Source organism: Pantanalinema sp. (assembly GCA_036704125.1).
Classification (GTDB): Bacteria; Cyanobacteriota; Sericytochromatia; order S15B-MN24; family UBA4093; genus JAGIBK01.
This window is the reverse complement of the sequence record DATNQI010000025.1, coordinates 12,574-25,015: the sequence shown is the minus strand read 5'-3', so window position 1 is coordinate 25,015 and position 12,442 is coordinate 12,574. Positions and strand designations below refer to the sequence as shown.

General features: G+C 62.6%; 11 protein-coding genes. 1 reads left to right on the top strand and 10 read right to left on the bottom strand.

Annotated elements, in window-relative coordinates; all coding sequences use genetic code 11:
- Positions 1-63: 63 nt before the first annotated feature.
- Positions 64-714, bottom strand: coding sequence for a C39 family peptidase (locus V6D00_03630; protein ID HEY9898250.1), 651 nt, complete (start codon positions 712-714; stop codon positions 64-66).
- 237 nt (positions 715-951) lie between these two features.
- On the opposite strand from V6D00_03630, the gene V6D00_03625 reads away from it, so the two are divergent.
- Positions 952-1,149: a hypothetical protein gene (locus V6D00_03625; GenBank protein ID HEY9898249.1), complete on the top strand. Its 198-nt coding sequence runs from the start codon at positions 952-954 to the stop codon at positions 1,147-1,149.
- Between the two features lie 66 nt (positions 1,150-1,215).
- On the opposite strand, the gene V6D00_03620 is transcribed toward V6D00_03625, so the two are convergent.
- The 9 genes from V6D00_03620 to acpP all read right to left on the bottom strand — a co-directional run bounded on the left by V6D00_03620 (position 1,216) and on the right by acpP (position 12,412).
- The gene (locus tag V6D00_03620) at positions 1,216-4,464 is read right to left on the bottom strand and encodes a type I restriction endonuclease (protein ID HEY9898248.1); all 3,249 of its coding nucleotides are present in this window, start codon (positions 4,462-4,464) and stop codon (positions 1,216-1,218) included.
- Position 4,465: 1 nt separating this feature from the next.
- Positions 4,466-5,407, bottom strand: a complete 942-nt coding sequence (locus V6D00_03615; protein ID HEY9898247.1) for a DUF5655 domain-containing protein — start codon at positions 5,405-5,407, stop codon at positions 4,466-4,468.
- On the bottom strand, positions 5,404-6,774 hold the full coding sequence (locus V6D00_03610) for a hypothetical protein (GenBank protein ID HEY9898246.1): 1,371 nt from the start codon (positions 6,772-6,774) through the stop codon (positions 5,404-5,406). Before V6D00_03610 ends, V6D00_03615 begins: the two co-directional genes overlap by 4 nt.
- On the bottom strand, positions 6,771-8,513 hold the full coding sequence (locus V6D00_03605) for a class I SAM-dependent DNA methyltransferase (GenBank protein ID HEY9898245.1): 1,743 nt from the start codon (positions 8,511-8,513) through the stop codon (positions 6,771-6,773). The genes V6D00_03610 and V6D00_03605 overlap by 4 nt, the downstream gene beginning before the upstream one ends.
- Before the next feature lie 186 nt (positions 8,514-8,699).
- The gene (locus V6D00_03600; protein HEY9898244.1) at positions 8,700-9,092 is read right to left on the bottom strand and encodes a DUF2442 domain-containing protein; all 393 of its coding nucleotides are present in this window, start codon (positions 9,090-9,092) and stop codon (positions 8,700-8,702) included.
- Between the two features lie 332 nt (positions 9,093-9,424).
- Positions 9,425-10,075, bottom strand: coding sequence for a ribulose-phosphate 3-epimerase (gene rpe / locus V6D00_03595; protein HEY9898243.1), 651 nt, complete (start codon positions 10,073-10,075; stop codon positions 9,425-9,427).
- Complete coding sequence (gene rnc / locus V6D00_03590; GenBank protein ID HEY9898242.1) at positions 10,060-10,758, bottom strand: ribonuclease III; 699 nt, start codon at positions 10,756-10,758, stop codon at positions 10,060-10,062. Before rnc ends, rpe begins: the two co-directional genes overlap by 16 nt.
- A complete protein-coding gene (gene fabF / locus V6D00_03585) occupies positions 10,755-11,999 on the bottom strand; it encodes a beta-ketoacyl-ACP synthase II (GenBank protein HEY9898241.1) in 1,245 nt (414 codons plus the stop codon). The genes rnc and fabF overlap by 4 nt, the downstream gene beginning before the upstream one ends.
- Positions 12,000-12,166: 167 nt before the next feature.
- The gene (acpP, locus tag V6D00_03580) at positions 12,167-12,412 is read right to left on the bottom strand and encodes an acyl carrier protein (protein HEY9898240.1); all 246 of its coding nucleotides are present in this window, start codon (positions 12,410-12,412) and stop codon (positions 12,167-12,169) included.
- Between the last annotated feature and the right edge of the window lie 30 nt (positions 12,413-12,442).

The window sequence follows — 12,442 nt, the reverse complement described above, 5'->3', positions numbered from 1 at the left end:
CCGATCGCAAGAGGGTGAGCTCCCTCATTGTATCAAGCCGGCAGGCCCTGGCGGCGGGTGATTTTACCGGCTGGCCCAGACCGCGATGCCCCCGTTGAATGGGGCGATGCCGTCGCCGAGCGGCGTGGTGAGGGCCAGCTCGAGCTGCTTGCGGGTAATGGTGACCGGGGTCGCCGCCAGGGGGTCGTTGAGGTGGATGCGCTCGCCGTCGAAGCCGGTCACCAGGGCGAAGTGCCCGCCATTGAAGGGGTGGGCGAGCTGCTCGGCGTAGGCGGGGGTCGGGTTGACGTTGACGATCACCATGCGCCCGGGGACGGCCAGCTGCCGCAGGACGCCGTCGGCGCCCCCGTGGACCATCTGGGTGGCGAGGCCGAACCGTTTGGCCGCATCCGGGAACTGAGCGGGGTAAGTCCAGGTCCCTATATCGTTCTGGCCGGTCATGGCGAGGCGAACGGCATCGATCAGCTTGTCGCGGCTGCCCTGATAGGAATAGGGCACCTTGCCGTAGGCGGTGATGGCCATGGCGAGGCTGGTGGGCCCGCAGTTGGCGTTCTCGAGAGGGGTCGGCTCGGGGTGATAGACCGGGTGGGTGTACTGGGTGATGAAGAAGGAGCCGGGCTCGGGAGCCCTCTCGGCCATCGCGAGCGTCTGCGGCGCGCTGCACCCGACCAGGATCGCCCCGAGGGAGGCAAGGAGTAGCCTGCGAGGAACCATGATCGCTGAAACCCCCTTTTCATGCGTGCTTCAGCTTTTATTCCTCGCGGGGGGACCTTCGAAAACCTGGACCGGCTTGCGTTTTGTGAAGTGACGGATGACACTTGACTGAAAGGCAAACTTATATTAAGATGTAGATTACTTAAATACGTTCGCCATCTTCCATGCACCGGTGCGAGTCGCCGGTGCGATCGGCCCGCCGGGCCGTTCATGTCCAACCAAAGGAGGAACTCACGCATGGCAATGGAGCCTACGTCGCGGTTCACCAAGACCCCCAGGCCCCTCAAGGGCATCGCCCCCAAGTGGAAAGCCGCCTTCCCGGCGCCCATCCCCAAGCAGGCGGATCCCCAGAAGAACGATGCCTTCGGCGGCATCAACCACGGGGACCGGGGCAGTTCCGATCGCATGAGCTGGCGCTCGCATCGGGACCACTAGCTTGAACCCAACTGAATAGCATCGGGGGAGGCTACGAGCCTCCCCTTTTTGCTCCATTCGGTATCATCAAAGCCGGTTGGCTCGAATACCATCGTCTTCTTTTGCGCCATCCCGGGGCTCGCCCACCCACGCCGGTGATATCCTCTGCTCCATCACCGTGGAGTCTATAGATTGGCGAAGCGCCAGCAGGTCAGGCATTACAGATCCTGCCTCTGTTCTCAGGGCTTCCCAAAGCCCCGAGTAGTTCAGCAAGATGTCCTGGAGGCCTCCTCGCACGGCCTCCGAGTTGAGCGCCTGAGCGCTCATGGTCGTGTGGGCATCGAAGGCGCTCATGATGGCATCAAGAAGCTCGTTCTTGAGATCCGGCGAATTGGCGAACTGCTGCTTGGTGTTGTTGGCGGCTTGCTGGACCAACTTCGTGGACTCGAGCAACTTCCCGAGGAGCACGTTGTTCACGTAGACCAGCTTGTCATTGTCGGTGAGCTCACCCTCGAACAGGGTGTTCATTTTCTCGATGATTTCCTCGAGGCGCGCCTTCTCCTTTTCCTGTGGGCTTCCGGTACCGGGCGCGGTGAGCGGGTCGAGCTTGATGTTCTTTCCCTGGTACAGGTCCATGGCGGCCTTATCTTTTTCCTTCAAGCCGTGATGGGTGAGCTGCACCTTGGATAGGTCGATCTCCTCGCGCTCGCGCCCGAACTCGAGCAACGGCAGGAGGCGCTTGAAGAAGATCGCGCGCTTCTCGATGTCGGTGTTTGCGTAGTCGAAGATCTGGGAGAGGAAGGTGTAGAGCCGAATGTAGGCCCCGACGTCAGATTTGAAGAGGAGCATGGCATCCAGCTCGCTCTTCGCGTCCTGGCTCGCCTGCGAATCTCCGTGAGCCTTGGCTGAGCGGAAGGCGGCTTGAGCCGCCTTGTAGCGCTTGATCAGGCGATCGGCAACCGGCTCGATGGCCTTCACCAGGTCACTTTGCTTGGAGTTCGGGTTGAGATCCGCCCGGACCACGCGTTCTACCTCGTGGTCGTCGTAATAGCCCTGCGAGTCGAGCTTGGCACGGAGGTCGAACACGAGGTGGGGGTCGGTGGTCCCTGAGAGCTCCGCTGTCGTGTGATAGGTCTTGAAGGCTGCGAGGATGTCGGCAGGGTCATTGACGAAATCGAGGATGTAGGTCGTCTCTTTTCCGGGGTATGCCCGGTTCAAGCGCGAAAGGGTCTGGACCGCCTGGATGCCCGCCAGGCGTTTGTCGACGTACATCCCGCAGAGCAGCGGCTGGTCGAATCCCGTCTGGAACTTGTTGGCGACCAGTAGAATCTGGTACTCGTCGCCCTCGAAGGCCTTCCGGATATCCCGCCCCTTGAGGCGTGGATTCAGGGTCTTGCTGTTCTCGGAGAACGGCTCGGGGCCGGACTGCTCGTCGGCGACCTCTCCGGAGAATGCGACGAGCGTCCCGATCTTGTAGCCTCGCTCGAGGATGAACCTCTGGATGGCGAGTTGCCAGCGAACGGCCTCGAGGCGGCTGCTGATCACCACCATCGCCTTGGCCTTGCCGCCCAGCAGACCCGCGACCTGGGTGCGGTAATGGTCGACGACCACCTGGACCTTCTGAGCGATGTTGTAGGGGTGGAGCTTCACCCAGCCCATGAGCTTCTTCAGGGCGGCGCTACGGTCGACGGCCTTTTCGTCGAACTCCTCACCGCCATTGGCGATCTTGAATGCCAGAGCGTACGGCGTGTAGTTTCGCAGCACGTCGAGGATGAATCCTTCCTCGATGGCCTGCCGCATCGAGTAGACGTGGAAGGGGGCCGGCACGTTTTCCGGGCCGGGGTTGCTCGACGGGTCGGGTCGGGTTCCGAAGAGCTCAAGCGTCTTGTGCTTGGGGGTGGCGGTGAAGGCCACGAAGGTGATGCCCGCGTGATCGGCACGGGCTGCCATCTGAGCGGCGAGGATATCCTCGGTGCTCACCTCGCCGCCGTCACCGAGCGCTTCGAGCTCTTCGGGGGAGAGGAGCGCCTTGAGCTTGGCCGCGGCTTCGCCCGTCTGCGAGCTGTGAGCCTCGTCCGCGATGACCGCGAAGCGCTTGCCCTGGGTGGCCGCGAGCTTGCGGACTTCCTGGAGGGCAAACGGGAAGGTCTGGATGGTGCAGACGACGATCTTCTTGGAGCCTGACAGGGCCTTCGCGAGCTCCCCGCTCTTGCTGTTGGCTTCTCCCCGGATGGTCGCGACAACGCCGGTCGTCCGCTCGAAGTCGAAGATCGCCTCCTGAAGCTGGGTGTCGATGACGGTCCTGTCCGAGATGACGATGACCGTGTCGAAGACCTTGTTATGACTGGCGTCGTGGAGCTCGGCCAGGAAGTGCGCCGTCCAGGCGATGGAGTTGGTCTTTCCCGAGCCCGCCGAATGCTGGATGAGGTACTTCGTGCCGGGGCCGTCCCGCAGGACCGCCTTCTGGAGCTTGCGGGTGACGTCGAGCTGGTGGAAGCGCGGGAAGATGATGCGGGTGAGCTTCTTTTGTTTGTCCCGCTGGGCGGTGAGGTAGCGCCCGAGGATCTCGAGCCAGCTCTCGCGCGCCCAGATTTGCTCCCAGAGGTAGGCGGTGCGGTGCCCCCCCTTTGGATTCAGGGGATTGCCAGCCCCGCCCTCGTTGCCCAGGTTGAAGGGCAGGAAGACGGTCTCGGGGCCTTCCAGGCGCGTCACCATGTGGACCTCGCTGTTGCTCACGGCGAAGTGAACCAGGGCCCCGCTCGGGAAGCTCAAGAGGGGTTCGGCGGGAAAGCCCTTGGGGCGGGGCTGGCGGTCGAAGCGATACTGGTCGATGGCGTCGGCGATGCTCTGGGTGAAGTCCGTCTTGAGCTCGACCGTGGCGACGGGCAGGCCGTTGAGGAAGAGTACGAGGTCGATGCAGTTCTCATTGTGGAGAGAGTAGCGCACCTGGCGGATGACCCGCAGGCGATTGGTCTCGTAGCGCTCCAGGATCTCGGGGTTGATGGCGAGTGCGGGCTTGAACTCGGCCAGCTTGAGCGGCTGCTTCAGGCCCAGGAGCTCGATGCCTTGGCGCAAGACGTCCAGAGTTCCGCGCTTGTCGAGCTGGTCCCTCAGGCGGTCGAGAAGGGTCTCAGCGGCCTTGGCACCGTGGTTATTGGTGAGGATTTCCCATGCTTTCGGCTGGGTAGCCTGCACCCAGGTCAGGACATCGTCGGGGAAAAGCGCTCGAGCCCGATCATAGGCCTTGGCATCCCCTTCCGCGTATAGCCAGCCGTTGGCGGCCAGATGGTCGCAGATCTCGGTCTCGAAGCTGATCTCTTGGTGCAGTGAGGGCATTTCAACTCTCCTGGTAGCAGCGCAGAATGAGGGCCTTTGCTTTCTCAAGCGACCGCTCATCGCGGATTGAGACCTCCAGATTTCCCGTGCCCCAGTGGCCGATGTTGCTGACATCCCGGGTGAAGCCTTCTTCGAGCTGCACGCTGGCGGGGTCGATGCTCAGCCAGAGTAGGATGCGGGCGTCTTGTTTGGGCACGACAGTGGAGCACGCGAAGTTGCGCAAGCGCCGGTAGGCCGTGTACAACTTGAGCGGATTCACTTGGACGTCGTCGCCCAGTGAGGTGATGAAGCTTTCCATTTGTTCGAGCAGACCACGCAGCGCGGGGGAGGCAGATCCGATTTGCTGGGCATTGGTCTTGGTGGTTGACTTCTCCGAAGTAACGACGGGCTCTAGCTCTGGCTCTGATGTGTTTGTGGTCGTCAGCGCGGTACTCGGGCCGCTCACCGCGTTGACGAGTTCGAGAAGAAGCAGGTCAGGCCCGAACAGCTTGTAGCGGATCAACTCGATGTTGCGGTTGATCTGCGCCACGGCGTGCTCGTCGTACTTGGTAAAGTCGGCGGCGATGCACAGCAGGCGGGTGCCCTGCCACTGGATGTTGTTCGCATCTTCTTTGTTGAGCTGCTCCATCACCAGCCAGCGGAACTCGGCCTGGTGGTCGAGCAGCCAGTCGAGGTAGAACAGGCCCTGGTTGATGACGTTCTCGTTGATGTGGCGCTTGTACTCGATGATGACGGGGCAGCCGTTCTCGTCGAGGCCGAGGCTATCGATGCGTCCCTTGTGGGTCTTCCCCGTGCTGTACTCGCTTGCCAGGCAGCGCACGCCGAGGAAGGTCTCCATCTGGCTTTCGATTAGCTTCTGAAGGGATTTCTCAATCGGACGCGCATCGCCCGGAAGGGCGGTGGCTGACTGCTCATCATATCGGAACAGCTTCAGGTCGCTCATACAGCAAGGGCCTCCACCGGTGTGCGGACGTCGATTTGTCCGGTTACGGCCGCTGAAATGAGAGCGCAACGGCGTTCCTGAAGAGTAGCGATTGCTCTCTTGGTCTCTTCAGATAGGCGATCAAGCAGCGCTACTTCCTGCTTGATGAAAGCAATGATTGCAGCTTGCTCGTCGCGAGGGGGGAGCACCAGGTAGAAGCTCTTAATAGATGCCTGTGAAAGATTGTTGGCCAGCCCCTCCGCGCCGCTGATTGAACTGACGATCTGAGCCCGAACACAGGTCGAGTTAAACACTGCGACTAGATACTCAGGGTTGATAGAAGGCGATGGGTGAAGCCGAAAAATCTTGTCTGACAACATCAGCGCGGGCCTTGTTGAGTATACGTAAGCCACTGACCCAATCAATTCCGGAGATCCGCTTGCGCGAGACATCAGCACGTCACCTGCTCGAACCTCCAGTGCAGGAATTGGCTCGAGGCTTTCAGGAAGCGCCTTGTTCTCATTCTCATTGAAGACACCCCAATTGACGCAGCCCGACTTGAGAACGCCCCAAGACCCTTCTTCTGCGGAGAATCCGAGGCAATCTGGACTCCAGCCTTGCTCGAACCGTTCTATGATTCGCCTTACACAAACGACCTTCCAATGAGCGGGCACTTCCCCAAGCCACTTGATACCTGAGTCGTTCATCGCAGCCTCGGAATTCAATCCCTTGGTCACGGCATGAGAGATGACAGCTTGGCGTTTCTCTTCCAGCAACTCGACAAGCCGCTGCTGCTCGGCCACGAGTACATCGATCTTTGCCGTCTCACGGTCGAGGAAGTCTACGATGGCACCTTGCTCAACTAGGGGGGGGAGCGCGGCTTTGAAGTCCCGTACGAAGGTATCAGGGATCCGCTTTTGTCCTCCCGCCCCGTACATTTGACCTTCACCGAGTTTCCGGAACTCCGAAGAGTTGAAGAGGTAGTGCAGGAAAGCACCACTTGCCAGCTCCGGGTTGGGACGGACGACAATTAGCTCAGTGGTTCCAAACCCAATTCCATTGACAAGCCCTTGCATCAGGGCGCCTTTTCCATTTTCGTAGCAAGGAGTAATCTTGGCGATCGTGATATCACCCTCGCGGAAATACGAGTAGCCAGTACCGATGTCGTCAAGCTTCTTTTCGTTGAGCAAGCGTAGGGTACCGTCGTCGCCAATCAACTCCATCGGAAGGAAAGAGACAGGCATTGAACCAGGAAGGTCGCTCACTTCGGACCTGGGTGGATTCAGGGCAGCTACATAGCGGAGTCGCTTCATTTCCCAGTGAGACGGCACTACATCTAGCCATTTGACACCGCTGGCCTTGTACGTCGAATAGCGCTTGAAGCTCACGACGAGAGCCCCCCGAGCATCACCATGATCCGTTCAGTTACACCCTTGAGCTCCGCATCTATCTCAGCAAGCGGTCGGGGTGTCTGAAAGACATAGAATTGACGGTTGAAAGGGATCTCGTAGCCGACCTTCGTTTTCTCGTGCTCGATCCAGGCATCGGCGGCGTGGGGCAGCACCTCACGCTTGAAGTATGCCTCGACATCCACCGATAGCGGTACATTCTCGGTATCTCGAAGGCTCGTGTCCGGCATGGGCTTGCCCTTGGCCTTGCCCTTCGTGGCCAGAACGACACGGCCCTGCTCGTCCCGTTGAGGGCGCTCGACAGTGATCGTCCGGTAGCCGAAGTCCTCGTTCCGGAAGATGCGGCTGATGGGGATGCCGTCGCGAGTGACCTCCTCGAAGCCGCCGAACAGCCGCGTGATGTCGTCGATGTGCTCGGGGCCGAGCTCCTTGCGCTTGCTGCCGAGGCTCTTCCGCATTTTCTGAAAGAAGTTGCTCGCGTCGATGAGCTGGACCTTGCCCTTGCGTCGCTCGGGCTTGCGGTTGCTCACGATCCAGACGTAGGTGGCGATGCCCGTGTTGTAGAACATGTCGGTCGGTAGCGCGATGATGGCCTCGACGAGGTCATTCTCCAGGACGTGACGGCGAATCTCGCTCTCGCCCGAGCCGGCGGCGCCCGTGAAGAGCGGCGATCCGTTCAGGACGATGCCGAAGCGGCTACCCCCATCCTTCGATGGGCGCATCTTGGAGAGGAGATGCAGCAGGAAGAGAAGCGAGCCGTCGCTCACCCGGGGCAGGCCGGGGCCGAAGCGACCCGCGTGGCCGAGGTCCTCGGCTTCCTTGCGGATCTCGCGCTCGATCTTTTTCCATTCGACCCCAAAGGGCGGGTTCGAGAGCATGTAGTCAAAGTGCTTGCCCGGGAGCCCATCGGCCGAGAGCGTGTTGCCCTGGACGATGTTGGCGATGTCCTGGCCCTTGATGAGCATATCGGCCTTGCAGATTGCGTAGGACTCCGGATTGAGCTCCTGGCCGTACATGGCAAGACGGGCGTCAGGGTTGTGCGACGCAAGGTGGTCGTCGGCCACGCTCAGCATGCCCCCTGTCCCGGCGGTGGGGTCATAGAGCGATCGAACCACGCCCGGCTTCGAGAGCGCCTCGTCGTCCTCGATGAACAGGAGGTTGACCATCAGCCGGATGACTTCCCGGGGCGTGAAGTGCTCCCCGGCGGTCTCGTTCGAGAGCTCGGCGAACTTGCGAATCAGCTCCTCGAACACGAGGCCCATCTGGGCGTTGCTCACGACCTGGGGGTGCAGGTCGATGTTCGCGAACTTCTCGGTGATGAGGTAGAGCAGGCCTGCCTTCGAGAGCTTGTCGATCTGGGTGTGGAACTCGAAGCTCTCGAAGATGTCCCGCACCGCCGGCGAGAAACCCTGGATGTAGGAGCGCAGGTGCTCGCCGATGTTGTCCTGGTCCCCCATCAGCTTCTTGAGATCGAGGGGGGAGGTGTTGAAGAAGAACTGCCTGGACTTCTTGAGCAGGAAGGGCTCGGGGTTGAGCCCGGCTTTTTCCCTCAGCGCTTTCTCGGCGAGGACCGCTGGCTTGGTCTCCTCGAGGACGCAGTCTAGGCGCCTCAGCACGGTGAAGGGCAGGATCACCTTGCCGTACTCAGATTGCTTGTAATCACCGCGTAGCAGGTCTGCGACGGACCAGATGAAGGATGAGAGATTCGGGTTGGACATGAATTGGTTTCCTAGCAGTGTTCGGATTAAATGCCGAGCGACCGGATGATTCCGCAAGACAAGCTGGCTGAACCTGGCGTGGTCAGCCAAATCCTGCTTGATTATTACATGAAATAAAGGCGTGATGCGTGTTTAGGCTACACGACTATCGCCGTACATCGAAAAGCGCAGTGAGGCGTGGTTTGCTCAGCCGTCGGCTGCACGGTGCTGCTCGGGCTGCGTCGTGTGCTGCCGCTCCATCCATGCCTTCGAGCCGTAGTGCCCGGCCATCAAGGCAGGAAGGCTGCAATGCCAGTCCAGGCGGGGCCACTCCAGCAGGTCGCCAAGCGGCATCACGCCAATGGTGGCGAGATCGTCATCCGTCGCGCCTTGCAGGCCCTGCACCCTATCCACCGGAAAGATGAAGGTCGAACCCGTGTTCAATTCCACGATCACGCGCCGTGTTGCGCGATCGTAGCGGGCTGATAGGGCGAGTACCGCGTCTTCACGGGATCTGTCCGCCCTCACCCGGGCGGCCTCGATCTCCGCGTCTAGCTCCGTGTCGGTCGGCTCTTGCCAGGTTGGCTTCCAGTCAGCCATGGTACTTCCTCCATTCCGCAAGAAAGCGCCCCTGATTGCGCATGACCAAGCGTATTGCCTCTCGTACCTCGTGTCCTGGCATCCTGCCCGGGTCGATTACCCATGGTCGCGTTTTCAGATCCCCGAGAGCGATCTTAGCTTCCCATTCGCTTTTGAACAAATGCAGGTGAGGGGGCTCGTGATCGTCCGTGTTGAGCACGAAGGCAAACCCACGCTCCCGGTGAATCGTCGGGCTCATTTCACGCCGCCTTCCCGCTCGTCATCGTCGCTACAATCATACCCGTGTCGATAGAGAACGCCGAGGGTGGTGCCCGTGGCCGCTTGAAGGGCCTTTAGCTCCGAAGCGACGCGATCGCCTCGGCCGCGTCCGGCGCGCCGAAGACGTAGGACCCCGCGATCAGGACGTCCGCGCCGGCCTCGACCACCTGGCGGCCGCTCGTGACGTTGATGCCGCCGTCCACCCCGATGCGCAGGTCGCGTCCGGCGGCGTCCGCCATCTCGCGGATGGCCTTGATCTTGCGCAGCACCCCCGGGATGAAGCCCTGGCCCCCGAAGCCCGGGTTGACGCTCATGACGAGCACCAGGTCCAGGTCCTGGATCAGGTAGCGCAGGGCTTCCTCGCTGGTCGAGGGGTTCAGGGCGACCCCCGCCTTGATGCCCATCTCCTTGATCCCGTGGACCGTGCGGTGCAGGTGCGGGCACGCCTCGGCGTGGACCGTGAGCAGGTCGGCGCCCGCCTGCTTGTAGGCGAGCAGGTATTGCTCGGGCGACTCGATCATCAGGTGGACGTCGAAGGGCAGGTTCGAGTGGGGCCGCATGGCCGTGATGACGCCGGGGCCGAAGGTCATGTTGGGCACGAAGTGGCCGTCCATGACGTCCAGGTGGACCCAGTCGGCGCCCGCCTTCTCGATCCGGCGAAGCTCGCCGCCGAGGTCGGCGAAGTCGGCGGACAGGACGGAGGGGGCGATCAGGGTTTTGCGCATGGTTCGGACCTTTCGAGCGCCACGAGGGCGACGGCCGCCGCGGCTTGCTCGGCCTGCTTCTTGGAGGCGCCCTTGCCGTGGCCGAGGACGCTGCCTTCCACCTCGACCTCCACGAAGAAGGTGTGGTGGTGCAGGGGCCCCTCGCCGCCGGTCACCCGGTAGATCGGCAGGGTCCCGAAGCGCTCCTGGGTCAGCTCCTGCAAGAGGGCCTTGGAGTTCTCGGCGCCGGGGGCCTCGGCGGCCGTCACCAGCTCGGCCTCGAGCAGCTGACGGATGAGGGCCGTGACGACCTCCAGGCCGTAGGTGAGGTGCACCGCGGCGAAGACCGCCTCGAGCGAGGCCGCGATGTTGCCGACCTTCTTGCGGCCGCCGGTGCGCTCCTCGGCCTTGCCGAAGCGCATGTAGCCCGGCAGATCCAGGCGGCGAGCGATCGTCGAGAGGGTGGCGTCCGAGACGATCCGCGCGCGGATCTTGGTCATCTCCCCCTCGGAGAGCGCCCCGAAGCGCTCGTAGATCCACGCGGAGGCGACCAGCTTGAGCACCGCGTCGCCCAAAAACTCCAGCCGCTCGTAGTGAGGGTGGCCCGTGAAGGAGGAGTGGGTCAGGGCCTGCTCGAAGAGGTCCTCGCCCCGCACCGGCAGGCCGAGGACCTTCTCGACGAACTCGAGGACCGGCCGGCTCACGCGAAGCGACGGAAGACGAGGCTCGCGTTGTGGCCGCCGAAGCCCATGTTGTTGGTCATGCAGACGTCCACCTCGGCCTGGCGCGCCGCGTTGGGCACGTAGTCCAGGTCGCACTCGGGGTCGGGCGTCTCGAGGTTGATGGTGGGCGGCAGGATCCCCTCGTTGAGGACCATGACGCAGGCGATCGCCTCGACGGCGCCGGCGGCTCCGAGCAGGTGGCCCGTCATGCTCTTGGTCGAGGAGATGGGGATCTTCTTGGCATGCGCGCCGAAGACGCCGCGGTAGGCGGCCGACTCGTACTTGTCGTTGGCGCCGGTCGAGGTGCCGTGGGCGTTGATGTAGTCCACGTCTTGGGGCTCGAGGCCGGCCTCCTTGAGCGCCTTCTTCATGGCGCGCTGGACGCCCTCGCCCTCGGGGGCGGGCATGGTGATGTGGTGGGCGTCGTCGGTCAGGCCGTAGCCGACGACCTCGGCCAGGATCCGCGCGCCGCGCGCCTTGGCGTGCTCGAGGGTCTCGAGCACCAGGACGCCCGCGCCCTCGCCCATGACGAAGCCGTTGCGGTCCACGTCGAAGGGGCGGCTCGCGCGGGTGGGATCACCCGAGGCGTGGCCGGTGGAGAGGGCCTTGGCCGATGCGAAGCCCGCGATCGCGAGCGGGGTGATGGTCGCCTCGGTGCCGCCGGCGAGCATGACGTCGACTTCGCCGAACTGCAGCTGGCGGAAGGCGTCGCCGATGGCGTGGGCGCCGGTGGAGCAGGCCGAGACGTGGCACAGGTTGGGGCCCTTGGCGCCCAGGTGGATGGCCACGTTGCCGCCTGCCATGTTCACGATGACCGAGGGGATGAGGAAGGGGCTGACGCGGTCGGCGCCCTTGTCGCGGAGCTTGAGGGTCTCCTCCTCGATCACGTCGAGGGCGCCCATGCCCGAGCCGATGAAGACGCCGACGCGCTCCATGTCGAGGGCGTCTTTGTCGAGGCCGGCATCGGCCCAGGCCTGCTTGGCTGCAGCGACGGCGAAGTGGGTGAAGCGCGCGGTGCGCTTGGCTTCCTTGCGTTCCATGTACTCGGTCGGATCGAAGTCCTTGACCTCGCCGGCGAAGCGCACCGGCAAAGCCGAGGCGTCGATCGAGGCGATGGCGGCGATGCCGCTCTTGCCGGCCTTGAGGCCTTCCCAGTACTTGGTCACCGAGGAGCCGAGAGGGGTGATGGCTCCCAGGCCGGTGATGACGACGCGATGTTTCATGGCGACGAGGTGCCTCTCTAGAAGTATAGCCGCAGGGCTAGCGCGGAGGGCCTTCCGCGAACGAATCGAAACCGGAGATTACCAACATGGTATCGCGCCCTGGCCCAGGACGCTACTAAGCGCGGTCGCGGCGGGGATGCCCCGCCGCGACCGTTGGTGGTGACCGCTTAAGCGGGCTGGTGCTTCTTGATGTAGTCCATCGCGGTGCGGACGGTGGTCAGCTTCTCGGCGTCCTCGTCCGGGATCTCGACCTCGAAGGCCTCTTCGAGGGCCATGACCAGCTCGACGGTGTCCAGCGAGTCGGCGCCCAGATCCTCGGTGAAGGAGGCGTCCATGGTGACCTCGTCGGCGCTCACGCCGAGCTGCTCGACGATGATCTGCTTGACCTTCTCAAAGAGTTCTTGCTCGTTCATTTGAATGTTCCTTCCGTTGATGGGTGGGTG